This is a genomic window from Rothia endophytica, assembly GCF_039543885.1.
Lineage (GTDB): Bacteria > Actinomycetota > Actinomycetes > Actinomycetales > Micrococcaceae > Rothia > Rothia endophytica.
On sequence record NZ_BAABKP010000001.1, the window covers coordinates 122,110 to 146,449 of the forward strand.

Sequence of the window (24,340 nt, forward strand, 5' to 3'; positions counted from 1 at the left end):
GATTAGTAGATACGTTCCTAATGAGGGGTCTTTCTAGCCACGGTGCGAAGTAGTCTTGAGAATGCAGTGCAGGGATCTGCCTGTGACAAGTTCGCACTACCAGAGAGACTAGATTTTTGTCTACAGCGCTCCTTTCAGGTACCCAAAAATCAAAATATCGACATAAGAAAGCTCGCTTTCTCTACCAGTTTGTTCTCTACCTATCCCCGGTTATTCTTCTAACGTCCATCTTCCCCCTGGTGACCCCTCGTATGGCTGGCATCATGGTGGGTGGCGTGGAGCTACCTCAAATCATCCTGGCGGTTGCTATTACGGTGCCCTGGATGTCGCAGAGCGTCTGCCTGCCGGTCTACCGCGCTATGGGCGACCTCCTGGGGGAGCGCGAAATGAACGCCTGCATGCGCAGGTTCGCTGAGTATTGGATTACTACTAGCCTAGCGGTCCTTCCGGCTCTTCTGTTCTTCTCTTTGCCCTTCTTCTTTGCTTTAAACTGGAGCCTTACCACCCTGTTGGCCTTCCTGGTTCTGGGCTTTTTGAACATGCTCTTCAGCCAGTTGCTGGTGATTGCTAATCTGCCAACCGATAGCCGTAACACCTGGGCTTTTGCCTGGCTGGCTTACGCCCTGGCACTCCTTGCCTTCCCTGCCGTCTGGTTCCTGCCCCCGGTCATGGGTATCTTTGTTATGCTCTTTGTGTTGCGCGGGCACCTGCGTCACTTGGTTGCCTTCAAGCGTCTTGATTATCATGTGGTTGCCCGAGAGATGCTACGCGGTTTCCTACTGGGGTCTGTGCTCTGGGCAGATAAGTACCTCCTGTTCATCACCTTGGACGGCACCATGAACGTCATTGCGGTTTACATGGGTCTTGCCCCCGCCGTGATTGCCTACAACTACTTTTTCGCAGCCGAAGCCACCAAGGTGGATCGCGCTGTTGGTCACCTGCGCACCATCATTGAGAGCAAGGGCTACCAGCAGGTTGAGAGCTACTCGACCAAGGTTGAAAACCGCGTGGTTGATTCAACGCGCCGCACCCTGATGATTGCTGGCATTAGCTCCGTTATCGTTGCTGTACTCATGTTTCTCCTATCTCCGGAATCCTTCTCCCTGGCACTCACCGTGATTGTTTCGTCCTGGCTCTTCTTGGCGGTAACGGTCTTCTGCTACCAGATTGATTACCTGGGGTCGCACACCGCCCCCCAGCTTATTGGCTTAGCCCATCTCTTCATCTGTGGGGTTGCCTTCCAGCTATTCCCGGGCACCCACGCCTATTTCGCCATTATGGTGGGTGAACTTCTACTCGTTACGGTCAGCTATATGGCCTTCCGCCGCACCTGGAAGACTCCGGCCTATGACCTTTTCTGGCGTCACGCCGTCGCCTGGTAAATCGCTAGCACCGCTTATTTTGATTGTTGAGGGGAACAATTATGACTGAGAATATATACAAAGATTTGATCCTGCCCGAGACCGGGCCCAAGTACACCGACCTTAACTACCCCGATGTTGACGTAGCAATCGTCATGGAATCCACGTACCCCTTTTTGAAGGGCGGAGTGTCGGCTGTGGTGCACGATATCATCACCACCAACCCCGATATCACCTTTGGAATTATCCACATTTGTTGGGATAGCAACTCACCGAGTGAAGACCTCTACGGTATGCCCCAGAACGTGCTGTGGGTTAAGACCATTTACATCAGCCTTGATGAGCATCGCGACGGTTTCAGTCTGCCGGTGCGCGAGTTGAAAATGAACTCTAAGCAGCGAACCGCTGCTTGCAACGAAATTATTGACGCTCTGCTGGCGCTGTCAGAGGACGCTGATCCTAACCCCCTCTGGTCGATCTACGACCGCATGTTCTCCGAAAAGAACCGGGAATACCCCGGGTGGGCTTTACTGGGCACCAAAGAGTTCATGCAGGTCTTCTTTACCCGCATGAAGCTCCCGGGTATGAGCTTCTCGGAAGCCTTCTGGCTGGTTCGCACCTTCTTCTCGCTGGCTTACGCCCTCTTGCACGAGCGTATGCCCTACGCCCGGGTTTACCACGCCCATACCACCGGCTACGCCTCGGTGATTGGTGCGGCTGCAGCCCGCGATAACGGCACCAGCTTCTTCTTGACCGAACACAACCTTTATGTGCGTGATACCGTCAACACCCTACTGGATCGCAATATGTCCCTCCCGGTGGCTGTGGGTGATGAGGACATTTTTGACCTCACCCCTGAGCAGCGCGCCTGGGTCATTTGGTGGATTCAGATGGGCCGTTTCTGCTATCCCAGCGCTAATTTGATTACCTACCTTTACCCCAAGGCAATTGACGAGGCGAAGGGGCTGCACGGTCTAGAGGAAAAGTCGGTGATTCTCCCTAACGGTATGCTGCTCTCGGATGTGAACGAAGCGTACGCGCTACGCCGCACTGCGCGCGAAAAGATTGAACTCCAGGGCAAGAACCATCACTGGAAGTTCGTTTTTATCGCCCGTGTAGTGCCCATTAAGGGCCTCATTGACCTCATCGATACGGTGGGCATCCTCAAGAACCAGGGCTACAACCTACACATTGACTGTTTGGGCCCCACCGAGCACGTGCCCTGGTACTACGACGAGTGCCGCGAGGCAATCGCCGCCAAGGGACTAGAAGACTACATCACCTTCCACGGCACCGTGAACGTGCGCGAGAAGCTGGGTGAATTCGATGCACTGGTCATGCCCAGCTACAACGAGGGCCAGCCGATTGTGGCTTTGGAAGCCATGAGCGCGTCTATACCCGTGATTGGCTCGGACGTGGGCGGCATGTCTCAGCTGATTGATGACACCCTGGTAGCTGATAACGGCGAGATGATTGAACGCTGCGGCATTCTCACCCAGGCAGGTGACCCAGAAGGGTTTGCGCAGGCACTGCAACGCATCATGGATAACTCTGCCTTCTACGAGCAGCTCTGCATCAACGCTCGTGAACGCGTCCAGCAGTTCTTCCAGTTACACACCGTAATGGAACGCTACAACATGATTTACCGTGACCTGGGCAAGATGGAACCCAAGCCGGAGCACGCCGGTATGTCCATTGACGGGGTGCGTAGCATCCCCTCTGATGAGCGCGAACAGCAGATTTCTCTTCTGGAACGCGGGCTGGGAAGCAGTCTGCTCGCCGCTCCTTCTACCGTTAGCTAATGGCTCTGGGTAATTCAGCAAGCAGGGGCCTGTGGGTACGCTACGGAGGAGAGCCAGTGACAGAGGAGCAAATTAAATTTGCTGCTGAGCACTACTCCGTAGCTCTTCTTCAGCCGCGGCAGACCTACGCCGCAGCGCGGCTGAAGGAGCTTAACCCTGCCATAACGGTGCTCTGCTATAAGTGCCTGTCCTCTACCCGAAGCTATGAGACTGAGGGCCCTTATACCTCAGGTGTTTCCTACGCTGAGGCAGAGCAAGTGGAACAATCGGGGGAACAGTGGTTTGCCCGCCGTTCCAACGGGGAGCTCATTGAGTGGACTGGCTACCCTGGGCACTACCAGATGCAGGTGTGGTCCCCAAGCTACCGTTGGCACTGGGTGCGCAATGTGACCACCGAGCTTGCTGGCTCACCCTTTGACGGGGTTATGGCGGATAACGATATCCACGGGGACTACTACGGCCTTAACCTGCCCATCCAGGGCGCTCGCAACGTGAAAAAATTTCACCGCGGCTTAGACCGCCTAGTGAAAGATGCCGGGCGGGCACTGAATGCCGGGGGGAAAATTCTGGTACCCAACATCGCAGAATCTCGTGAGACACCGGGTAAGTGGGAGCGTCACAGCGCTTACGGTGGGGGTTTTGAAGAGGTCTTTTTGGGCTGGTCAGCTACAGACTTCCTCGACCAACCCTCTGCTCTGGCACAGATGAAGCAGATGATGGGCAACCACCACCCCGTTAGTCTCGGTCAGGTTCATGAGATGGGGGTGCATAGCCCACGGCTGACCCTGTTGCGGGCGTCCACAGACGGGCAGGATGATCACCCCAACTTTCTAGCAGCACTCGCCGCTTTCTGGGTCTTTGGCGCCGGACATTGGTCTGCTCTGAGCGCCGGGGGTCATGACGCCCACAACGGCACACCCTGGCGAGAAGAACTGGCGTGGGATTTGGGTACCCCGCACGGGGACGCTGTGATGAGCAAAGGAGCTTGGGTGCGCCGTTTCAGCCAGGGCTGGGCGGCTATCAACCTCGGTCCCAAAAAGTCCGGCACCCTCACCCTGCCTCCCGGCCTAGTTTCAGCTTCCGGCCCCGCACCGTCCAACCTGGTGCTCCCCGCCCACGGCGGGGTTATCTTCCGCTATACCTGGAACTAGCTCGGGCTAGTCGAAGATAGGGAAGTTATAGCGCCCTGCCTCCACCAGTATCTGCAGGCGGGTATTGATACCCAAGATGCTGTAAATGGAGCTGAGCTGGTTCTTCATGCTAGGGAGCGAAGAGTCAAGCTGATCCGCGATTTCTTGATCCGTTTTACCCCAGCAAACCAGCTTCACGATGGTCTGCTCATCCTCGCTGAGCTGCGCCCAGGGGTCCCCTTGGGGGTAGTCCGCCGCGTTCATGGAGGCAACCAACGAAGCAAGTGCGCGCCGGTCAATCAGGGTGCGGCCCTCAAGGGCCGCCCTGATGGCAGTATCAACCTGGCTGGGGCTTGAGTTCTTCAGCAGATAGCCGTGAACCCCAGCCTTCAGCGCCCCCGTCACGTAGTAGTGATCAACGAAGGTAGTCAGAGCAATAATGGTTAACTCTGGGTAGCTCTCTCGCAGGGCAACGGTCGCCTCAATGCCATCCAAAACGGGCATTTGCAGATCCATGAGCACCACATCTGGCTCAGTGCGAGCTACCAGTTCAAGCGCTTCAGCCCCGTTGATCGCTTCGCCCACCAGCTCAAGGCCGCTCAAGCTCTCAACATAGAGATTGAGAACCTCACGGATTTCGGGCACATCATCAACGATGGCCACCCTAATAGTCTGCACAGTTATATCCTTTACAGGGGGATGGGAAGGTGAATGGTCAGGTCCCAACGGTCAGCCACGGCGCCGTAGCTCATCGTGCCACCCAGCCGGCGGATGCGTTCTTCAATACCAACCAGCCCAAAGCCGGTTCCAGGTTCGCCCGGGTTAGCCTTTTTCTGCGGTGTACCGGTCTTCACCAGGTTACTGGTCCTAATGGTGATGCCCGTGAGATTGGGGCTGACCTGAAGGTCAATTTCTGTGCCGGGCTGAGCATACTTGCTGGCGTTAAAAGCAAGCTCTTTGATGATTTTATAGACGGTGGGGCGCAGACCTTCGGGTACATCGCTGGAACTGTATTCAATATCTGCCTTCACCATCAACCCCTTAGACCGCAGATTTTCTAGCTCGAAGTGTAGGGCATCACCCAGCGGCGGCACGTTTGCTGCCGGCAGCTGGGGAGCTCCGCTAAGGCTCTGGTCATCTCTAGCGGTCTGAATGAGAGCACGAACATCGGTCAGCGCCCGGTCTGAGCTGGTGGTGATAGCAGTCAGCGCGGCGTCCTTACCGGTCATCTCAGCCTGTTGCAGGGCGCTGTGGGCGTTGAGGTTAATGACGCTGATGTGCCGGGCAACGGTATCGTGCAGTTCCCGCGCTAGCTCCCGGTTGGCTTCGGCGACGCGCTCGCGGTAGGTAGCCAGGGCAGTTTCGGATCGTAGCCGTCCCTCCCAGTGCAGACGCACGGCCAAAGGGAGGATCAAGAAGATGCAGAACATGAGAGGAATGTAGGACAGCATATCTGGGCTGTTGAGGCGGTAGTCATCTACTGCTATCAGGGTGAGTACCAGAAGGTTGAAAATATTCTGCGCCGCTGAGGAATGGATGATGCAGATGAAGAGCGCGTAGAGGGCAAAGGGGGTCTGATGCGATGAGTCGCTGATAAACCACAGGGTAAAGCAGAGGGCGAAGAAGGGCACCGCGTAGCTTTTACCACGGTAGATGAGCACACCCCAGGTGAGGTAAAGAGCGGGGGTGAGCGCCTGAACCAACCCACCCACACTGCCGTTGATAAACCAGCTCAGGATTTCAACGACAGCGAAGAAGAGACCGATGCCCAGACTGATTCTTTTGACCAGCAGAGAGGGCGCACGAAATTTAAGGGCAAAAACTCGCTGCAGGGTTTGTCGCATCTGCTAGCGACAGATGAAGGGGAGGAACTGGCAGACTCCCTGCGGAGTGCTGTCCATGTGAGTGATGGTCTGGTAGGTACCTACACCTAGAGTGGTGCTGGCAGAGATAAGAAGAACGGCAAGGAGCTGCTTCATGGTCTGATGTCCTTTTCACGAGGAAAATCTTGTGGGCTTAGCTCAACTATAGGTGCCCTCAGTCGGTAGGCTCAAGGGGTCATGTCAGTCTCTGGTCTAGTCCAGTACCGGGAAGTTATGGTGCCCTGCCATCACCAGCAGCTGGGTGCGGCTATCCATCATAAGCTCGACTTGAATGGTGCCTCTCATGGAGTCAGCGGCAGCATCCAAGAGCTCAACCAGATCTGTCAGAATCAACTTAATATTGAAGAGCTGGGGGAGGAGTCGATGTATGTCCTTAGTCTTAGTCCTAGTGATGAAGGTATACGGCTGGAGCTGACTGTTTCTGGAAAAAATTCTGAGGTTGTGTTGTCTCAATTAGCACAATCTGTGTGAGCAAAATAAAGTCTGTAAACCACCCTTGCTGAGAATTTCTTCATGAGGAAATGAGGTTTGAGACTGACAAGCGGGCGTCTGCCCCCCTTCTGGGGTAGGCGCCCGTAGCACTGCGCTCTACTCGGTTATTACCTATATTAACTCGGTTATTAACCTATATTAACCTACATGACTGTAGAGGTAATTATCAGCCGATAAGGTAAGCCTCATCAGCGCCCGGCGGTAAAGTGGTGACCATCTGTGTACAAACGTCCTCAGCCGGTCACCACGCTTACCAGCGTCCGGCGCTGAAAGGAATCTCTCGTGTCTCAAGCACCCCGCGCCCTGCGCGTCGCCATCATCGGTGCTGGCCCTGCCGGTATCTACGCCGCCGACATCCTCACCAAAAGTGAAGAAGTCAAAAATGGTGATGTTCCCGTAGCCATCGACATCTTTGACCGCTACCCCGCACCCTTCGGCCTGATCCGCTACGGTGTAGCCCCCGACCACCCCCGTATCAAAGGCATCGTCAACGCTCTGCACCAGGTACTGGACCGCGGCGACATCCGATTCTTCGGCAACGTAGAGTACGGCACCGACATCACCCTGGCTGAGCTCAAAGAGCACTATGACGCCATCATTTTCGCCACCGGCGCCATCAAGGATGCCTCCTTGGACATTCCTGGCGTTGAACTGGATGGGTCCTACGGCGCCTCAGACTTCGTCTCCTGGTACGACGGCCACCCCGACTACCCCCGCGAATGGCCCCTGAACGCCAAGGAAATCGCCGTGCTGGGTAACGGCAACGTAGCGCTGGATGTCGCCCGCGTGCTCTCCAAGCATGCCGACGACTTGCTGGTCACCGAAATCCCTTCCAACGTCTACGAGGGTCTCAAGGCTTCACCCGTGACCGATGTTCACGTCTTTGGCCGCCGCGGCCCCGCCCAGATTAAGTTCACCCCCCTAGAACTGCGCGAACTGGCCCACTCCCGCGACGTCGATATTGTGCTCTATGACGAGGACTTCCAGTTCGATGAAGCCTCCGAAGAAACCATGACCACTAACAGCCAGGTCAAGGTCATGATGAAGACTCTTAATAAGTGGCGTGAAGAGCAGAAGGAAACCGAGCAGACCGCCTCTCGCCGTCTGCACCTGCACTTCCTGCAGTCACCCGCAGAAATCATGGGCGAAGACGGTAAGGTCACCGGCATCAAGATGGAACGCACCGCTCTCAACGGCAACGGCGGTGTAGAAGGCACTGGCGAGTTCATCGACTACCCCGTGCAGGCCGTCTACCGCGCCATCGGTTACTTCGGCACCGAGCTGCCCGAGGTTGGTTTCGACGTTGAACGCGGCGTTGTCACCAACGCTGAAGGTCGCGTCATCGATGACTCCAGTGTGCCCGTGCCCGGCCTCTACGCCACCGGCTGGATCAAGCGCGGCCCCGTTGGCCTCATCGGCTCCACCAAGTCAGACGCGCTGGAAACCATTACCCACCTGCTCGAGGATCGCCCGGATCTCTACACCGCAGCGCAGCCCGAGGTTGATTCCATCAACGCCCACATGGATGCTAAGGGTATTAAATACACGACCTGGGAAGGGTGGCAGAAGCTGGACGAGCACGAAAAGGCACTGGGTGCCCAATCCAAGGACGCCGCCGGTGAGCCCCGTGCCCGCGTGAAGGTGGTAGACCGCGAGGAAATGATTAAGGTGTCCCGCGGCTAAAGCCCTTCTTAAACTTCACAAACCTATAGCCCGCTGCTGACCCTCTCGCCTGGTTCGCTTCGCTCACAAGAGCGATTCACGCCCAGCCTCGCGAGCTCGGCTGATTCCGCACACTTTTTCTTTCCTCGCGAGCTCGGAAAAGTGTGCTTCATCCAGCCAGCAGGCGGGCTATAAGTTTGTTCCGTCTAATGCCGTGGTAAGTGCCAGTCCGTTAGCTGAGAAGTACTTTCTCAAGGTAGGGGTTAAGGAAGGTGCCTGCCGGGTCCAGCTCCTCGCGTAGGCTCGTGAAGTCCTCAAAGAGTGGGTAGAGCTCTCCCAGGGCGGCGGCGTCCTGGGTGTGGAACTGCCCCCAGTGCGGTCTGCCCCCGTGCGCCTTAAAGATATTTTCGAGTGCCGTGAAATATTCAGTGTGGGGGCGACGCCAGTACTGGCGTGCCGAAATGTAGAAGGTTTCGCGCCCGTAGGCCTGGGACAGGGGAATCTCATCAGCGGCAGCGGTGCGCACCACCAGCGGGTAGCTACTCTCACCCAGTGAACCGTTCAGGTGGGTGTAGAGATCTGCCATGACTTCATCAAACTGCTCAACATCGAAAGCGTATTCCATATTGTTTTGGGGGATGGTGCGAGCCACCGTGAAAACCCTGGCTGAGTAGTCTGCGTAACGGCGGTTGCCCTTGCCCCAATTAGAAATTTTATTGAGCGTAGGTTGAGCGGCGGGGAGTTTCTGCCCTGCGTAGCTAAGAGCCGAGAAAATACCGTTATTGAGGAAGTGATCGCCGCCGTAGCGCCGTGCCTGGCTCAGTGCCGCGCCGGCGGGCATATAGCCGTCGGTGAGTAGGGGCAGGCGAGTGAGACGGCGGGTGCGCACCTCTTGGGACCCAGGGAACCAGCTGAATTCATAGTGGTCGGCCCCTCGGGCACGCTCAATAAAGGCAGGGACGATGGTGCTATAGCGGTGCCCGCGTTCGGCGGCGTGCAGTCGGAACTGGGGCACTACTTTAAAGGTGAGGTGGGTGATGATGCCCAGAGCGCCTAGTCCGCAGAGAGCTGCCCTGAAGATTTCGGGGTTTTGGCTTTCTGAGCAGGTGAGTGCTTGGCCGGTGGCATCAACCATGCTCAGCTCTTTGACCTGGCTAGCAAAAACACCGTAGCCCAGTCCGGTGCCGTGAAAGCCGGTGGAAATCGCCCCTGCCAGGGTTTGTTCATCGAGCCTGCCCAGGTTGGTAAAAGCCAGGTTGTAGTAGCCCAGCGCCTTATTGGCATCGCGGACGGTGGTTCCTGCTAGAAAGGTAGCGGTGAGGTTCTGCGGGTCGACGTTCACCAGGCCCGTGAGGTAGTCCAGGGTTAGATGCTGGCCATTGGGTTGGGCTACAGCTGAGGCACTTCGACCTCGCCCTACTACCTTGACGCGCTGACCTGACGCCGCTGCGTCCTGTACCTGAGCTGCTAGTTCAAGGGCAGAACGCGGTGCTAGTAAGTCAGTGGGGGTGGTGCTGTGCTGGTGTGACCAGGTGCTCCATGCCTTATCAGTCATTGTGCCCTCATTTCGTGGAATTGGTCATTACTCTTATTATCTCACTGAGGGATGGGTAACCGCTGGCACATTGCCGCGCAAAAAATGAGGGGCCGCAGTTTGTTGTAGGTTCACAATATCTTGCGACTATCATGCGAAATAAGCCCCTAAACTGTGAGTGCAGGCACTAGACTTAAGATAAAGACCCCGGCGGTTGCGCCGGAGATTCGGCCACTGCATGCCACGGGGTTCTCACCTAGATAGTAAGGGGAAAACCATGACCGACCGCGAACTCCGCACCTTCGGCGAAGAAGCTGTAGCAAACCGGGGCGACCACTCGCAGCTCGCTGGCGCTCAGGGTGAAATCATCGTAGGTATTGATGGTTCAGAGCAGAGCTACGGTGCTCTGCGCTGGGCAGTACACGAGGCTGAGGTACGTAAGGTTCCTGTGCGCATGGTAACCGCTTACTCTCTCCCTGTCTTCACCGGCACAGGCTTTGACGCCGGCTACTCCATGATCGATGAGAAGGCACTCACTGACGGTGTGGCGCAGATTCTTGATGAGGCGCGCTCCCGTATCGGTGAAACCAGCGTTGAACTGCGCGCCACCGTTGAAACCGGCGATGCTACTGCGGTTCTGCTAGAACTTTCCAAGAAAGCTGAGCTGATGGTCGTCGGCTCCCGCTCACACGGCGGCTTTATTGGGCGGTTGCTGGGCACCGTATCCACCTCTCTCCCTGCGCATTCTCACTGTGCCACGGTGGCTGTGCCTCAGTCCTACGCTGAAAAGATTGAAAAAGACGCCTCCCTGCTGGGCGGCGGAAATTCAGTAGTGGTTGGTTCTGACGGTTCAGAAGAAGCCCGTATCGCTATGATGCAGGCGGCTGATGAGGCTGACCGCCGCGGCGTTAAGCTCACCCTGGTCAACGCGTTGGCCCCTTACACCGGTGCACTAAACTGGGTGCCTGCCGCAGTTGACTTTGAGGCACTCTACCGCGAGATTGCCGACCTGCAGCGCAAGGCTGCCGAGTGGATTCGCGGCTACTTCCCCAACCTAGAAATCGAGTTCAAGCTAATTGACGGTTCTCCCGTTCAGGTATTGCTTGAAGCTGGCAAGAACGCCGACATGATTGTGGTTGGTACCCGTGGACGCGGCGGAATTGCCGGCATGCTTCTAGGCTCAACCTCTCAGGGCATCCTGCACAACACCCAGGTTCCGGTCATGATTGTTCCCCAGCTTGAAGACCCACGTGTCGAAACCGCGCCCAGTGCGGAAGTCACCTGGGGCTAAGCACCTAGCCCTAAAACCTTCTTACTCTTTCTCTGGTCTCTAGACCCGGGGAAGGGTAGGCTGGTACTAAGCTGCAGACGGCAGGGCATCGCGCCGAAGCTCAAGATTCAATATGGTTTGGCTTCGACGATGATGTTCTGCCGTCTTTTTTAAAAAAATCTAGAATTTTTTTCTTGCCTAAAATCTTCCTTAAAAAAACCCCCTGACTAGTGATTTCTTTGATGATGTTGGGGTGGGTAACCCCTTTTTGGTGGTCTGGGTTACGTATTTTGGAGCAGATTTTGAGTAATTCCCGGTTTTTTGATTTGCGCGCTGTTTTGAAGTCGCGTAGTGTATTACTTGTTCGAGCGACGGGCTGAGAAGTCCGGAGTTCATGCGAACTAGCCCCTATCGTCTAGCGGCCTAGGACGCCGCCCTTTCACGGCGGTAACACGGGTTCAAATCCCGTTGGGGGTACAGTGAAATCTTCGGATTTCACGGCCAAGTTGGAAAGAAATTTCTAGCTATGGCCCCGTAGCGCAGTTGGTTAGCGCGCCGGCCTGTCACGCCGGAGGTCGCGGGTTCAAGTCCCGTCGGGGTCGCTCCGACCGCGTAAGTTCTCGTAAGAGAAGACGCGGTTGTGGCATATCTAAGGGTATGCCTGGCTCTGTAGCTCAGTTGGTAGAGCGTGCGACTGAAAATCGTAAGGTCACCGGATCGACGCCGGTCGGAGCCACGAAATCCACTCTCTAGGCTTCTACATGAGGGTGGATTTTTATTTTAAAAGTAAGCCGCCCCGCACCAGTTCTTTGGTGCGGGGCGGCTTCTTCTTTAGCTATTAAAAGATTAGGCAATCTCGATGATGACGGGGGTGTGGTCAGAGGCTCCCGCACCTTCACGTTCTTCCCGGTCAATCTGTGCAGCAACGACGCGCTGGGCCAGAGCAGGGGAGAGCAGTTGGAAGTCGATGCGCATGCCCTCATTCTTTGAAAAACGGCCCTTGGTGTAGTCCCAGTAGGTATAGGGCTCGTCGGTGAGCGGACGCACCGCGTCTACCAGGTTGAGGGGTTCTTCCAGGAAGGCGTTGAAAGCCGCGCGTTCGGGTGCGGTTACGTGGGTCATCTGGTTTTCCCTAAAGAAGTCGATATCCCACACATCCTGGTCTAGCGGGGCGATGTTCCAGTCACCCACCAGGGCAAGCTGGGCTCCTGGGTCGGCTTTAAGCCAGCCGCTGGTGTCCTTGTGGAGGGCGGAAAGCCAGTCCAACTTGTAGCTCATATGGGGGTCTTCAATGCCACGGCCGTTGGGCACATAGAGGCTCCACACACGCACTCCGTTGCACGTGGCGCCAATGGCTCGGGCCTCTTGAACGGGTTCTTCGCCGGGCTTGCCGAAGGGGGGCTGGGAAGGGAAGGTACGCTCTACGTCCTCAAGACCTACGCGGGAGGCGATGGCCACGCCGTTCCACTGGGAGATGCCAAAGTGGGCGACTTCGTAGCCGGAGTATTCAAAGATTTCGTAGGGGAAGGTTTCGTCGGTCGCCTTTGTTTCTTGGAGAGCGAGGACGTCCACCTCGGTTTTGTCGAGCCAGTCTTCAATGCGGTCGGCACGGGCGCGAATGGAGTTGACGTTCCAGGTAGCAATTTTCATGACTTTAACCCTAACAGTGCGCCCTGGCAGGCTAGTGACCCCTACCCGTAAGCGGTAGGCTGTGATGTGCATAACCTTTTGAACATATGGAGGGCAAATGACCGACGAGAAACTGGTGCTGGGTAGCAGGCAAGGAAGCCTGGGCGTCATTACGCTCAACCGCCCGCGTGCGGTAAACGCGCTGAATTTAGACATGATGCAGCTGGTAGACCAGTTGCTCACCGAGTTTGAAGCTGATGACAGTGTGACCACGGTACTGATGACCGGTGCAGGGGATCGCGGCCTTTGCGCCGGTGGAGATGTGAAGTCAATTTACTACGAACCGGAGCGCATGCCTGAGTTCATGGGTTTTGAGTACACCATGAACCTGCGCCTTTCCCGTTATCCCAAGCCACTGGTGAGCTTCATGGACGGTTTGGTGCTGGGAGGCGGCGTCGGAATTTCAGCACACGCTGCCTACCGGGTGGTTACCGAGCGCAGCCGGGTGGGGATGCCCGAAACTATCATCGGTTTCAGCCCCGATGTGGGCGCTTTGCACATCCTTTCCCGCAGCCCCCGTAAGCTAGGTTACGCTATGGCACTCACCGGCCTGCATGCCTCCGGCGCAGATGCCCTAGCGGTGGGACTTGCAGACTACTATGTCCCCTTTGAGCGTCTCAATGATCTGGCAGAGGCACTGAGCAAGGTGGATGCGGCTGAGAACGTTGAGCGCTGCATCCAGGGTTTCACTGTGGACGCCGGGCCCTCACGTCTAGAAGAAAACGCGGACTGGATTGAGAGGGCCTTCTCAGAAACTACCGTGGAGAAGATTGTGGCTGAGGTTGAACGCCAGGCAGTGGCAGGGGCGGACGAGGGCCCGCTGGTGCACGAGGTACTGGCAGCCCTGCGCCATAATAGTCCCACCGGCATGAAGGTGGCGCTAGAGGCTACCCGCCGGGCAGCGGACCAGACACTGAACCTGACGCTGAATCAGGACTACGCAGTGACCCTCAACTCGGCTGCCGGCCACGATATGCGTGAGGGCATTAGGGCGCAGGTCATTGATAAGGACAGACAGCCCGCTTGGCAGCCTGCCACCCTGGAAGAGGTGGATGAGGCCAGTGTCCTTGCCTTCTTTGAAGATCCGGAATCAGGCCCGTTGGAGCTACGTTCGATCTGAGCGATGGGGCACTGTGTGCCAGCTGCCCCTCTTGGCGCGCGGGGCGCGCGCTACTACCCGCCCGAAACAATCGCAGAAGCAGGCTGCCCCTCTTGGCGCGCGGGGCGCGCCCCAATTCACGTCACCCGGCCAGCTGGCGCACAGCCACCCCCCAGCACTCAGGTAAGTAGCTGTAGACAGGGCAGAAAAGCCCGCCCCCCGGTTTGTCACCGGGGGGCGGGCTTTCTCTTGAGAGTTTTACTGGCTGACGGGGAAGCTCTTCAGCTTGCCGCCGACCATGGTTTCCAGCACGCGGATGACCTGGCAGGAGTAGCCGAACTCGTTGTCGTACCAGACGTAGAGGATGGCGTTGGTATCACCTGAGGTGATGGTTGCTAGACCATCAACGACGCCGGCAGCACGGGAACCTACGAAGTCGGTGGAGACGACCTCATGAGAGTCGGTGTAGTCGATCTGACGGCGTAGGGATGAGTGCAGGGAGCGATCACGTAGCAGGTCGTTGAGTTCGTCCTTGGAGCCTACGGGCTTTTCGAGCTGTAGGTTGAGGATTGCCATGGAGACATCCGGGGTGGGGACGCGGATAGCGTTGCCGGTTAGCTTGCCTTCTAACTGGGGCAGAGCCTTAGAGACAGCTTTGGCAGCGCCGGTCTCGGTGATGACCATGTTGAGGGCTGCGGAGCGGCCGCGGCGGTCGCCCTTGTGGAAGTTGTCAATGAGGTTCTGGTCGTTGGTGAAGGAGTGAACGGTTTCAACATGGCCGCGGATCACGCCGAAGACCTCGTCCATCACAGCCAGAACGGGGGTAATGGCGTTGGTGGTGCAGCTGGCAGCTGAGAGCACGGTGTCGTGCTCGTCGATGAGCTGGTCGTTGACACCGCAGACGATGTTCTTGACGCCCTTACCCGGTGCGGTCAGCAGAACACGAGCTGCGCCGGTTGCCTTCAGGTGCTGTGAGAGAGCATCCTTATCGCGCCAGCGCCCCGTGTTATCGACGATGATGGCGTTATCGATGCCGTAGGCGGTGTAGTCGATATCGCTGGGGTCTGAGGCGTAGATGAAGCGGATGGGGGTGCCGTTAGCGATGATGGTGCTGTTCTCTTCGTCCACGCGGATGGTGCCTTTGAAAGCGCCGTGTACGGAGTCGCGGCGTAATAGGGAGGCGCGCTTGTAGAGGTCCTTATCGGAGTTCTTGCGCACGACGACGGCGCGTAGTTTGGGGCCGGCACCGGCTGAGCGTTCGAGCAGGATGCGGGCCAGTAGGCGGCCGATACGGCCGAAGCCGTAGAGCACGACGTCGTGGGAAGTGCCCTTGATGTCGCCCTTTTGGTCGATGACGGGAGCTAACTCGCCGCGCAGCCAGGCTTCAAGGTCACTGTCACCGGATTTCTCAAACTTGCGCCAGAGAGCTGCAAGATCGAGTGAGCAAGCGCCCAGGTTAAAGCCCTGAACAATCTGCAGAACTGACAGGGAATCAGCAGGATCAAGCTCAACATCGTCAATCTGACGGGCAAAACGGTGAGCCTTCAGAATCTGAATGACAGACTTGTTAATCAGTGTATGCCCGTGAATGGAAACCACCACGTTGTTCTCGCGGTTGAGTTTGCCGATCATCGGAATCATGGTCTCAGCTTCAGCTTCAGAAGCGAGCCACTGATCGTGAGCGTTGTCTGCAGAAATAGTCATGGTGTGACCTCTCTCGATAAGCATCGTCGTTGAGCTTATCGGTTATGCGCTACAGTGCGCTGACTGGGGTGCTTGAACTCTTAGCGGTAGCTCGACCCCTTTGCAGGAGGAGGGCGCCAAGAGCACTACAAAGACAGTGTATAGTTTCTACGCCACCGTGTGCAGTTTGTGACGTGAACGTTATACGCGAGCGCGATCACACGGTAAAATTGTGCTCATGCTTACTGTCATTGGCGAAGCCCTCGTAGATGTTGTCCAGCGCCCCGGTGCCGAAACTGCCGCGCACCCCGGCGGATCCCCCATGAATGTAGCCGTGGGCTTAGCCCGCCTCGGCCACGATGCGCAGTTTATTGGCCGCTACGGCAAGGACGATCACGGCACGCTCATTGACGAGCATCTGCGTGCTTCGGGCGTGCACCTGCCGGTGGGTGCGGACGAGAAGAAGACCTCGGTCGCCCAGGCCACTATCGGTGCGGACGGCGCAGCTGACTACAAGTTCGACATCGACTGGTCACTGGACGGTGCCGCCGAGAAACTGGCGGACGTCGCCGCGGGAGCTACCGCAGTGCACGTTGGGTCTATCGGCGCCATGCTAGAACCCGGTGCCAGCGCTGTATTGGAAACCGTGCGCAAAGCATCTGCCAACGCACTCATTTCTTATGACCCCAACTGCCGACCCACCATCGTCCCTGACGCCTCGGTAGCGCGCACGTGGGCCGAAAGCATCGTGCGCTACTCGGACGTTGTCAAGGCATCAGATGAGGACCTACTCTGGCTCTACCCCCAGCGCTCTCTCGAAGAGTCAGCCAAGGCATGGCTGGAATTGGGTGCCTCCTTGGTGGTAGTTACTCGCGGTGAACTGGGCCCCTGGGCGATTACCCAAAAAACTAGCCCCGCTGGTGTAGCCATGCCTGCCTACCGGGTTGAGGTCGCTGATACCGTGGGTGCCGGCGACTCCCTCATGGCAGCCCTGCTAGCAGCTCTACTGGATCGCGGCATCGAAGGTAGGGGCGCTCGCGCTACTTTGCAGTTGATGAGCAAGGATGAACTCAAAGAGATTCTCACCTTCGCTGCTACCGCAGCTGGTATCACCGTTTCACGCCCCGGCGCTAACCCACCCACCCGCGAAGAGCTCGAAGCGACTCTCGCGCGCTCATAATCCCACAAGACGAGGAGGCTTCAATGTTGAACCGTGAACCCTACGCCGACCTGCCCGATCTACCCACCTTTACCCTTACGTCCACTGACATTCAGGAGGGGGCACCGCTACCCAAGGCCCAGGTCTCAGGGATTATGGGTTGCGGGGGTGAGGACGTCTCGCCGCAGCTTTCTTGGGAGGGCTTCCCCGAGGGCACTAAGTCTTTTGTGGTTACCTGTTTTGACCCCGATGCTCCCACCCCCAGTGGTTTCTGGCACTGGGCTGTCTCTAATCTGCCTGCTGATGTTACAGAGCTAGCTACCGGTGCTGCAGAGAACCTGCCGGCAGGGGCTCTCGGGCACCTGAATGATGGTGGCACCCGCGGCTTTGTGGGCGCAGCCCCGCCCGCCGGTCACGGCCCTCACCGCTACATCTTCTGCGTCACCGCTGTGGATGTTGAGAAGTTGGACATCGACGAGAACGCCACCCCCGCCGTGGTGAACTTTAACCTCTTCTTCCACGGGATTGCCCGTGCCTTCCTCACCGCAACCCACGAAGAAAACTAGTTTCACCACCGTGATAAAACTGATTGCCAGTGACCTGGACGGCACCCTTATTGGGCATGACTTTCACTTTCGCAAGCGAACTCTTGAGGCCCTGAGCGCCGCCCGGGACGCCGGCGTGCAACTGGTGGTTGTCACCGGTCGCCCTTTTCGCTGGTTAGACGGGGTACTGGGCCAGCTGCCAGGCTATGACTCCTACGCTATTTGCTCTAATGGGGCGGTGACTTACCATGTGGGCAAAGGCAGAGTGGTAGCAACCCGTACCCTTGCAATGCACACGGTTTTAGAGGCACACCAGATTTTAGAACGTGAGTTCCCCACCGCTACTTTTACCGCTGAAACGGTCGATACTGTCTTTTTGCAGGGTGATGTGAAGGTTGAAGAGGGCGGCCCGCTTGAAAATAGTGAGCTGGTCTGGGGCAACCTGGCAGAAATTTTGAGCCCAGATGCGCAAGTGGTGAAATACCTGGTACGAGTTGAGGGGTATGATCCTGAGGACTTGCTCCCGCGTGTGGCGAAACTGGTGGGGGAACGAGTGTCAGTCACGCACGCGGTGCCCGGTGACCCCCTCATTGAAATGGCAGCACCCGGTTTGAATAAAGGGGCGGTGCTGGCTGATTTTGCCGCTGAGCGCGGTATCGAAGCGCACGAGGTTGCAGCTTTTGGTGATATGCCCAATGACTTGGAGATGTTGCAGTGGGCGGGTCATGGCTACGCGCTGGAATCCGGTTCACCCTCTCTGCGCCAGGCCGTAGCGCGCACCTGCCCCGCATTTGACCAGGACGGCGTGGCTCAAATAATAGAGAAACTGCTAACCAGAACGTCCTAAACGTAGCTCTCTTGAAATGAGTGCCCCTAAGTTACTAGCGGGTAGTACTCTTATAAGAATGTCTACTAGGTCAGCAGCGCGCCGCTCTTCTCTCAACCAGCCCCTTGAGACCTTCGAAATTTTTGCCCACCGGGGCCTAGCCAAGGGTTGCACCGAGAATACTCTAGAAGCCTTTGCACAGGCAGTAAACGCCGGCGCCCACTGGCTCGAAACCGACGCCCATACCACTGCAGACGGGGTAGTAGTAGCTTTCCACGATCACACCCTCAATCGGCTCTTTGGCACCTCCGGCACGATTCACGATACTACCTGGGAAGAACTTAAAGACCGCGAGCTCGTCAAGGGCGGTAAGCTAGCCACCTTTGAACAGGTACTTCGCACCTTCCCCAGCATGCCGGTCAACGTCGATATCAAGGACGCCGCGACCGCAGAACGCATCGCCAAAATTACCGTGCAGGAAAGGGCTCAAGACCGTGTGCGTTTTGCGTCCTTCAAGGAAGAGCGTAAACGGCGTGCTGTTCAGTGTGCAGCCCAGCTGGGTGCGCATATTCCATCGAGTGGCAGTGAGCTCGCTACCGCCCTCTTTTATCTGTGCAGCCGGGTGAGCTGGCGTCTGTGGCCTCTGGTACGCGCCGTGACCGCTCCCTGGATTAGCCCTTTCCAGTCCCTCCAGGTGCCCGTCACTCAAACGTACGCCGGTCTCACCTTTAGGGTCGCAGACCGTACCACCGTTGCTATGGCGCACCGCTTTGGCATTAAGGTGCACGTCTGGACGATTGATGATGAAGCGGAGATGCGCCGCTTGCTCGACCTAGGGGTAGACGGTATTGTCACTAACCGCACCGACCTGCTAGCAAAAATTCTGGCGGGGCGGGCAGCGTCCTAAGGCAGATTAAGCGTGAAAAGGCGGGGCTAATTCAGTGTGAATTAGCCCCGCCTTGTGTGGGTCTTAGCGGTGTGGGTCTTAGTGGGCGTCGCCCTTAGCTTCGCTGGGGGTGAGCGGCTCGGGGTGGGAGCCGGTAGCGCGCGCAATGGCTGCCATGAGGTGGTAGACCACCAGGGTTGCGGCGGTGCCCAAGGCGATGCCTGCGAACTGGAGATCTCCGATATCCCAGGTGTAGTCGGCAATACCCACGATCAGGGCCACGGACGCCGCGGTGAGGTTGACCTGGTTGGAGAAGTCCACGCGGTTCTCTACCCAGATGCGCACGCCCAGCATACCGATCATGCCGTAGAGGACGGTGGCGGCGCCACCCAGCACGCCTGCGGGGACGGAGGCAACGGCTGCACCGAAGACCGGGAAGACCGAGAGTAGCACTGCCACGATGGCGGCGACCCAGTAGGCTGCGGTGGAGTAGACCTTGGTAGCTGCCATAACGCCGATGTTCTCGGCGTAGGTGGTGGTACCGGAGCCGCCGCCAGCGCCTGCCAGGGTGGTTGCCAGGCCGTCAGCCATAAGGGCACGGCCGGAGTAATTGTCTAGGTTCTCACCGGTCATCAGCGCCACCGATTTCACGTGTCCAATGTTCTCAGCTACCAGCACCAGGATGACGGGGATGAAAAGACCGGCAAGGTTCCAGTGAAATTCGGGGGCCTGAAAGTGGGGCAGACCGATGAGACCTTCGGTGTCCCATGCCTGCTGGATTTTACTGAAGTCAACTTCACCGCGAACAACTGCGGTGATGTAGCCGATGATGACACCCAGCAGAATGGCCAGGCGGCCGATCATACCCTTGAAAATCACCGAGATCAGGATGATGGAGACCAGGGTCGCTAGTGCAGTGACGGGGGCTTCCATAAAGTTATTCTTGGCGCTGGGTGCCAGGTTAAAGCCGATCAGTGCCACGATAGCGCCGGTGACGACCGGCGGCATAAGCCTGGTGAGCCAGCCGGTGCCGGCGAACTGCACAATGGCGCCTACCAGGAAGAGGCAGACACCTGCCATGACGATACCGCCCAGTGCGCCGCCGGGGCCGTACTGGTTAGTTGCCGCTGCCAGTGGGGCAATAAAGGCGAAGGACGAGCCCAGGTAGGAGGGCACGCGTCCTGCGGTAATCAGCAGGAAAAGGATGGTGCCGATACCTGAGAAGAAGAGGGTGGTGGAAGGCGGGAAGCCGGTCAGCAGGGGCACCAGGAAGGTCGCGCCGAACATGGCAACCACGTGCTGGGCACCAATGCCGATAGTGCGGCCCCAGCTGAGGCGTTCGTGGGGGCGGACGACGCCGCCGGGGGTGATATTTTTACCGTCGCCGTGCAGCGTCCAGGCGAAAGGGGAGCGAGAGGTCACAGGGGTGTCCCAACCGTAGTGTAATGAGTGTAAATCGTCATCATTTTACTCTGCCGCCGGAGCTTAGGGGTGCAAGGGAGAAAGTGATGCTGAGTGGGCCATAGAAAAGATTTGTTGAAGTTTCTACCTGACCTTCAAAAAATAACTACCGTTTAAGTAACCCCTGACAGATATGTAGCAAGTATTGCACCGTGCAGGAATTGCTGTTTATTTGACAAATGTGAATTTTTGAGATTTTCATCATCGACAGAGGCACTAAGCCCACGTATTCTTTTAACAGAATGCCCCTGTGACCCAAGGCCTGATACGTGACCATAGTTCTTGCCCTCTTCCTCCTCCTATCAATCATTGCGCCCTGGGTGGCACGCCGCATAGGGGCCAGCGTATTTTACCTGCTGGCCGCACTACCAGCACTCGTGCTGGCTTTTGTGCTCACCAAAACCCAGAGCATCCTGGGTGGTACGCCCTGGTCCGAAAGCTACCGGTGGGTCCCCGAGCTCAACCTCGAACTCACCTTCCGCATGGACACCCTCTCCTGGGTGATGAGCCTGCTCGTGCTCGGAATTGGCTCTCTAGTGCTCTTCTACTGCGCAAGCTATTTCAAGCACAGCAGCGGTGACATCGGTCAGTTCGCCGCCTACCTCTTCGGCTTCGCCGGCGCCATGTTCGGTCTGATTACCGCAGATAACTTCATCATCATGTTCATCTTCTGGGAAATCACGACCATCCTCTCTTACCTGCTCATTGGCTACTCCCGCCACCGCCTCTCGGCCCGCAGCTCGGCGTTGCAGGCCCTGACGGTCACCACTGCTGGTGGTCTTGCCATGCTGGTAGGCATCATCATGCTGGGACACTCCCTGGGGACCTACAGCCTGGCTGAACTGGTTGAACGGGGCCCCGCCCTGGTGGCCGCTGCGCAGGCAGGCGACAATAACACCATGAGCTTAGGGCTGCTCTCCGCCGCGCTAGTGCTCATTCTTTGCGGCGCGCTCAGCAAGTCCGCCATCTTCCCTGTGCATTTCTGGTTGCCCGGTGCAATGGCTGCACCCACCCCCGTCAGTGCTTACCTGCACGCAGCTGCCATGGTCAAGGCAGGCATCTACATTCTGTTGCGCCTGGCTCCAGGTTATGGCGAGGTAGCTATCTGGCAGAACATACTGGTCATCTTTGGTGCCTTCACCATGATCTTTGGTGGCTGGGCGGCTCTCAAACAGACCGACCTTAAACTGATTCTTGCGTACGGAACTGTGAGCCAGTTGGGTTTCCTCACCCTGATCATCTCGGGTGGCACGCCCAACGCTATATATGCCGCTATGGCTATGATGCTGGCGCACAGCCTCTTTAAAGCAACGCTCTTCCTAGCAGTTGGCATCATCGACCACCAGTCAGGTACCCGTGATATTCGCCGTCTCTCCGGCATCTACCGCCGTGCCCCTAAACTCTTCTGGGTCTCACTGATTTCGGCGGCGTCCATGGCCGGTGTACCTCCGCTGGCCGGTTTCGTCGCTAAAGAAGCAGTGCTAAAAACCTACGTGGGGCATACCACCGGCTGGCAGAGCGCCGTCACCTTGGCCGCTATCGTGCTGGGCTCCGTGCTTACCTTTGCCTACAGCGCCCGCTTTGTCTGGGGTGCTTTTGCGGCTAAGCCCTACAACTACATTAACCACGAGCACGTCAAGTACTGTCAGGAAAGCGCGGACGGCGGCCGCCCGGCTGCCCTGCGCAGCAAGAGCGGTAAAAAGCTGAGCCCCGACACCGCCTTCCACCAGGTCAGCTACAGCTTCGTCGCCGCCCCCGCGGTGCTGACACTGCTCACCGTGTTCTTTGGTTTCTACCCGGAGCCCGCCCACCTCTTCATCAAGCCCTTCCTTGACGCTTTCCCGGCGTCCGCACCAGAACTTGAACTGCACCTGGCTCTCTGGCACGGTTTCACTCCCGCGCTCTTCACTTCACTGGCCATTGTACTGGTGGGTCTCATCCTCTTTGTCTTCAAGCGACAGATTGAAGAAATGCAGCGAGCCCTGCCACATACCCCCAGCGCGTCAGTGGTCTACCGTAATCTGATTGACCTGCTGGACCGATTCGCCGTATGGGTCACCGGTATGACTCAGCGAGGCTCCCTTGCCTACTACTTGGCCGTCATCCTGATGACCGCCGTGGTGGTCCCCACCGCAGCGCTCTTCATCAACGAAACCCCGCCGTTAGGTAACATTCGCATTAGCGAATCCCCAGCACAGTGGTCAATCGTTCTGGTCATGATTGTGGCCGCCCTGGTAGTGGTCTTCGTGCGCCGCCGCTTCCTGGCGATCCTCATGGTGTCAGTGACCGGCTACGGCATGGCAATTCTCTTTGCCATCCGCAGCGCCCCCGACCTTGCCACCACCCAGCTCCTGGTTGAAACCATCGTGCTGGTCGCCTTCGTGCTGGCGATGCGTGTGCTACCCCGTGACATCCCTCGCGTGAAAGCCAAGGACGGTAAGGACGGCGCCCGCAAAACCCTGCGCGTCATTATCGCCGTGGGCTTCGCAACCCTGATGATGGCACTTGCCATGTTCACCTTCTCATCTCGTTCCCTGCCGGCTATTTCTCTGGACATGCCGCGCCTGGCCTACGAAATCGGCTACGGCTACAACGTGGTCAACGTAATCCTGGTAGACCTGCGTGTCTGGGATACCTTCGGTGAAATTTCAGTGCTGGCACTGGCTGCCACCGGCGTGGCCTCCTTGCTCTTCATTGGAGGGCGCGCGGATGACCGCAACCAGCGTTTGGACACCACCACCATGAAGAAGATTGAGAAATCTTTCACTCAGCGCCGCCACATTAGTGTGCAGCAGCGGGTTGCTGGTCAGTTCTCATCGGTGGAACGGGATCCCTTCATCGTGGCGGGCCGCACCCTGCCCCCGGAGTCCCGTTCCATTCTGCTGGAAGTGGTCACCCGTCTCATTTTCCACACCCTGATCATGGTTTCCGTCTACATGCTGGTAGCCGGTCACAACCTGCCAGGCGGCGGCTTCGCCGGCGGTCTGCTGGCAGGTCTGGCCTTCGCTGTACGCTACCTGGCCGGCGGCGGCGCGGAGTTACGCGCCGCGTCACCGCTTTCAGCGGGAGCCTTCCTAGGTGCCGGTTTGGGTCTCTCCACGCTCTACGCGATTGCACCAGCCTTCTGGGGCGATCCCATCTTCTCCAGCTACGTCTTTGACTTCTGGGTACCTGTCTTCGGTGACGTTCACTTTGTCACCGCGGTAATTTTCGATCTCGGTGTCTACCTTCTAGTCATCGGCCTGGTTCTTGATATCCTGCGCAGCTTGGGTGAACGAGTAGACGAGAAGCTCATCAAGGAACGCAAGAACAAAAATCGTAGAAAGGCACAATCATGATTATTGATCTCAGCCTCATCCTGGTCATGGGTGTGCTCTACGCCGCGGGCGTCTACCTTATCCTGGATCGCTCCATGACCCGCGTGGTGCTCGGCCTTATGCTGATTACCAATGCCACCAACATCCTCATTCTGCATGCCGGCGGCCCTGCCGGGTTCGCTCCCTTCTACGCAACAGATATTGCTGCAGAAGACTACTCTGACCCGCTACCGCAGGCCCTGGTGCTCACCGCAATCGTGATTTCCTGCGCGGTGACCGCCCTGATCCTGGGCATCATCTACCGCAGCTGGCTGCTCTCACGCGCCGATGAAATTCAGGACGATGATGAAGATATCCGCGTGGCAGAGCAGAGCTCCTTTGACATGGAAGCCGACGCCGATGTCGAAGCGGAAACCTCAGAATTTGATGCGGACGAAGAAACCCGTGAACGCCAAGCTAACAAAGAGAGAAGGAAGACCCATTCGATCCCTGTTCAGTCAGCGACCGGTAGCGACAGCACAGAAGGATTGGGGGCTTAACC

The 24,340-nt window shown here is 57.5% G+C and carries 20 protein-coding genes and 3 tRNA genes; 15 read left to right on the forward strand and 8 right to left on the reverse strand.

Annotated features, from left to right (window positions below):
- The first annotated feature begins 116 nt into the window (after nucleotides 1–116).
- The 3 genes from ABD982_RS00555 to ABD982_RS00565 are packed head-to-tail and all read left to right on the forward strand — an operon-like array spanning nucleotide 117 to nucleotide 4,314.
- Nucleotides 117–1,382 carry a hypothetical protein gene (locus ABD982_RS00555; RefSeq protein WP_345443363.1) on the forward strand — a complete coding sequence of 422 codons (1,266 nt, stop codon included), beginning with the start codon at nucleotides 117–119 and terminating at the stop codon, nucleotides 1,380–1,382.
- A gap of 41 nt (nucleotides 1,383–1,423) precedes the next feature.
- A complete protein-coding gene (gene pelF, locus ABD982_RS00560; protein WP_345443366.1) occupies nucleotides 1,424–3,163 on the forward strand; it encodes a GT4 family glycosyltransferase PelF in 1,740 nt (579 codons plus the stop codon).
- Between the two features lie 56 nt (nucleotides 3,164–3,219).
- Nucleotides 3,220–4,314, forward strand: a complete 1,095-nt coding sequence (locus ABD982_RS00565; protein ID WP_345443369.1) for a putative glycoside hydrolase — start codon at nucleotides 3,220–3,222, stop codon at nucleotides 4,312–4,314.
- A gap of 6 nt (nucleotides 4,315–4,320) precedes the next feature.
- Here the strand turns inward: ABD982_RS00565 and ABD982_RS00570 are convergent, their stop codons facing one another.
- The 4 genes from ABD982_RS00570 to ABD982_RS00585 form a co-directional block, all read right to left on the reverse strand.
- Nucleotides 4,321–4,971, reverse strand: coding sequence for a response regulator (locus ABD982_RS00570; RefSeq protein WP_345443372.1), 651 nt, complete (start codon nucleotides 4,969–4,971; stop codon nucleotides 4,321–4,323).
- 11 nt (nucleotides 4,972–4,982) lie between these two features.
- On the reverse strand, nucleotides 4,983–6,137 hold the full coding sequence (locus tag ABD982_RS00575) for a sensor histidine kinase (protein ID WP_345443375.1): 1,155 nt from the start codon (nucleotides 6,135–6,137) through the stop codon (nucleotides 4,983–4,985).
- A 3-nt stretch (nucleotides 6,138–6,140) separates the two neighbouring features.
- Nucleotides 6,141–6,272, reverse strand: coding sequence for a hypothetical protein (locus ABD982_RS00580; protein ID WP_345443378.1), 132 nt, complete (start codon nucleotides 6,270–6,272; stop codon nucleotides 6,141–6,143).
- 96 nt (nucleotides 6,273–6,368) lie between these two features.
- A complete protein-coding gene (locus tag ABD982_RS00585; RefSeq protein ID WP_345443381.1) occupies nucleotides 6,369–6,509 on the reverse strand; it encodes a hypothetical protein in 141 nt (46 codons plus the stop codon).
- Between the two features lie 441 nt (nucleotides 6,510–6,950).
- Here ABD982_RS00585 and ABD982_RS00590 point away from each other — a divergent pair, with 441 nt between their 5' ends.
- Nucleotides 6,951–8,351 (forward strand): FAD-dependent oxidoreductase, encoded by a 1,401-nt coding sequence (locus ABD982_RS00590; protein ID WP_345443384.1) that lies wholly within the window; start codon nucleotides 6,951–6,953, stop codon nucleotides 8,349–8,351.
- A 211-nt stretch (nucleotides 8,352–8,562) separates the two neighbouring features.
- Here the strand turns inward: ABD982_RS00590 and ABD982_RS00595 are convergent, their stop codons facing one another.
- On the reverse strand, nucleotides 8,563–9,885 hold the full coding sequence (locus ABD982_RS00595) for a D-arabinono-1,4-lactone oxidase (protein WP_345443387.1): 1,323 nt from the start codon (nucleotides 9,883–9,885) through the stop codon (nucleotides 8,563–8,565).
- 256 nt (nucleotides 9,886–10,141) lie between these two features.
- Between ABD982_RS00595 and ABD982_RS00600 the strand changes: the two genes are divergently transcribed.
- The 4 genes from ABD982_RS00600 to ABD982_RS00615 all read left to right on the forward strand — a co-directional run bounded on the left by ABD982_RS00600 (nucleotide 10,142) and on the right by ABD982_RS00615 (nucleotide 11,870).
- Nucleotides 10,142–11,155 carry a universal stress protein gene (locus ABD982_RS00600; RefSeq protein ID WP_345443390.1) on the forward strand — a complete coding sequence of 338 codons (1,014 nt, stop codon included), beginning with the start codon at nucleotides 10,142–10,144 and terminating at the stop codon, nucleotides 11,153–11,155.
- A 383-nt stretch (nucleotides 11,156–11,538) separates the two neighbouring features.
- Nucleotides 11,539–11,611 (forward strand) — tRNA-Glu (locus tag ABD982_RS00605).
- A 51-nt stretch (nucleotides 11,612–11,662) separates the two neighbouring features.
- Nucleotides 11,663–11,736: transfer RNA gene (locus ABD982_RS00610), tRNA-Asp, on the forward strand.
- Nucleotides 11,737–11,797: 61 nt separating this feature from the next.
- A tRNA-Phe gene (locus tag ABD982_RS00615) sits at nucleotides 11,798–11,870 on the forward strand.
- Nucleotides 11,871–11,980: 110 nt separating this feature from the next.
- Here the strand turns inward: ABD982_RS00615 and ABD982_RS00620 are convergent.
- A complete protein-coding gene (locus ABD982_RS00620; protein WP_251379557.1) occupies nucleotides 11,981–12,784 on the reverse strand; it encodes an exodeoxyribonuclease III in 804 nt (267 codons plus the stop codon).
- A gap of 97 nt (nucleotides 12,785–12,881) precedes the next feature.
- Here ABD982_RS00620 and ABD982_RS00625 point away from each other — a divergent pair, with 97 nt between their 5' ends.
- Entirely contained in the window at nucleotides 12,882–13,943 is a 1,062-nt protein-coding gene (locus ABD982_RS00625; RefSeq protein ID WP_345443394.1) for a 3-hydroxyisobutyryl-CoA hydrolase, read from the forward strand.
- A 237-nt stretch (nucleotides 13,944–14,180) separates the two neighbouring features.
- On the opposite strand, the gene ABD982_RS00630 is transcribed toward ABD982_RS00625, so the two are convergent.
- The gene (locus tag ABD982_RS00630) at nucleotides 14,181–15,626 is read right to left on the reverse strand and encodes a glyceraldehyde-3-phosphate dehydrogenase (RefSeq protein ID WP_345443397.1); all 1,446 of its coding nucleotides are present in this window, start codon (nucleotides 15,624–15,626) and stop codon (nucleotides 14,181–14,183) included.
- A 217-nt stretch (nucleotides 15,627–15,843) separates the two neighbouring features.
- On the opposite strand from ABD982_RS00630, the gene ABD982_RS00635 reads away from it, so the two are divergent.
- The 4 genes from ABD982_RS00635 to ABD982_RS00650 are packed head-to-tail and all read left to right on the forward strand — an operon-like array spanning nucleotide 15,844 to nucleotide 19,042.
- A complete protein-coding gene (locus ABD982_RS00635) occupies nucleotides 15,844–16,785 on the forward strand; it encodes a carbohydrate kinase family protein (protein ID WP_251379554.1) in 942 nt (313 codons plus the stop codon).
- A gap of 23 nt (nucleotides 16,786–16,808) precedes the next feature.
- Nucleotides 16,809–17,330 carry a YbhB/YbcL family Raf kinase inhibitor-like protein gene (locus tag ABD982_RS00640; protein WP_345443402.1) on the forward strand — a complete coding sequence of 174 codons (522 nt, stop codon included), beginning with the start codon at nucleotides 16,809–16,811 and terminating at the stop codon, nucleotides 17,328–17,330.
- Complete coding sequence (locus ABD982_RS00645; RefSeq protein WP_345443405.1) at nucleotides 17,296–18,156, forward strand: HAD family hydrolase; 861 nt, start codon at nucleotides 17,296–17,298, stop codon at nucleotides 18,154–18,156. Before ABD982_RS00640 ends, ABD982_RS00645 begins: the two co-directional genes overlap by 35 nt.
- A 58-nt stretch (nucleotides 18,157–18,214) precedes the next feature.
- Nucleotides 18,215–19,042: a glycerophosphodiester phosphodiesterase family protein gene (locus tag ABD982_RS00650; protein WP_345443408.1), complete on the forward strand. Its 828-nt coding sequence runs from the start codon at nucleotides 18,215–18,217 to the stop codon at nucleotides 19,040–19,042.
- A gap of 78 nt (nucleotides 19,043–19,120) precedes the next feature.
- Here the strand turns inward: ABD982_RS00650 and ABD982_RS00655 are convergent, their stop codons facing one another.
- Nucleotides 19,121–20,443 carry a uracil-xanthine permease family protein gene (locus ABD982_RS00655; protein WP_345443411.1) on the reverse strand — a complete coding sequence of 441 codons (1,323 nt, stop codon included), beginning with the start codon at nucleotides 20,441–20,443 and terminating at the stop codon, nucleotides 19,121–19,123.
- 308 nt (nucleotides 20,444–20,751) lie between these two features.
- Between ABD982_RS00655 and ABD982_RS00660 the strand changes: the two genes are divergently transcribed.
- Nucleotides 20,752–23,820, forward strand: coding sequence for a Na+/H+ antiporter subunit A (locus ABD982_RS00660; RefSeq protein WP_345443414.1), 3,069 nt, complete (start codon nucleotides 20,752–20,754; stop codon nucleotides 23,818–23,820).
- Nucleotides 23,817–24,338, forward strand: coding sequence for a Na(+)/H(+) antiporter subunit C (locus ABD982_RS00665; RefSeq protein ID WP_251379548.1), 522 nt, complete (start codon nucleotides 23,817–23,819; stop codon nucleotides 24,336–24,338). The genes ABD982_RS00660 and ABD982_RS00665 overlap by 4 nt, the downstream gene beginning before the upstream one ends.
- The last annotated feature ends 2 nt before the right edge of the window (nucleotides 24,339–24,340 follow it).

Excerpts from the sequence above, each read along its gene's own strand:
- pelF (WP_345443366.1), top strand. The coding sequence starts at position 1,424 with ATGACTGAGAATATATACAAAGATTTGATCCTGCCCGAGACCGGGCCC.
- ABD982_RS00575 (WP_345443375.1), bottom strand. The coding sequence starts at position 6,137 with ATGCGACAAACCCTGCAGCGAGTTTTTGCCCTTAAATTTCGTGCGCCC.
- ABD982_RS00580 (WP_345443378.1), bottom strand. The coding sequence starts at position 6,272 with ATGAAGCAGCTCCTTGCCGTTCTTCTTATCTCTGCCAGCACCACTCTA.
- ABD982_RS00595 (WP_345443387.1), bottom strand. The coding sequence starts at position 9,885 with ATGACTGATAAGGCATGGAGCACCTGGTCACACCAGCACAGCACCACC.
- ABD982_RS00600 (WP_345443390.1), top strand. The coding sequence starts at position 10,142 with ATGACCGACCGCGAACTCCGCACCTTCGGCGAAGAAGCTGTAGCAAAC.
- ABD982_RS00620 (WP_251379557.1), bottom strand. The coding sequence starts at position 12,784 with ATGAAAATTGCTACCTGGAACGTCAACTCCATTCGCGCCCGTGCCGAC.
- ABD982_RS00625 (WP_345443394.1), top strand. The coding sequence starts at position 12,882 with ATGACCGACGAGAAACTGGTGCTGGGTAGCAGGCAAGGAAGCCTGGGC.
- ABD982_RS00630 (WP_345443397.1), bottom strand. The coding sequence starts at position 15,626 with ATGACTATTTCTGCAGACAACGCTCACGATCAGTGGCTCGCTTCTGAA.
- ABD982_RS00635 (WP_251379554.1), top strand. The coding sequence starts at position 15,844 with ATGCTTACTGTCATTGGCGAAGCCCTCGTAGATGTTGTCCAGCGCCCC.
- ABD982_RS00640 (WP_345443402.1), top strand. The coding sequence starts at position 16,809 with ATGTTGAACCGTGAACCCTACGCCGACCTGCCCGATCTACCCACCTTT.
- ABD982_RS00650 (WP_345443408.1), top strand. The coding sequence starts at position 18,215 with ATGTCTACTAGGTCAGCAGCGCGCCGCTCTTCTCTCAACCAGCCCCTT.
- ABD982_RS00665 (WP_251379548.1), top strand. The coding sequence starts at position 23,817 with ATGATTATTGATCTCAGCCTCATCCTGGTCATGGGTGTGCTCTACGCC.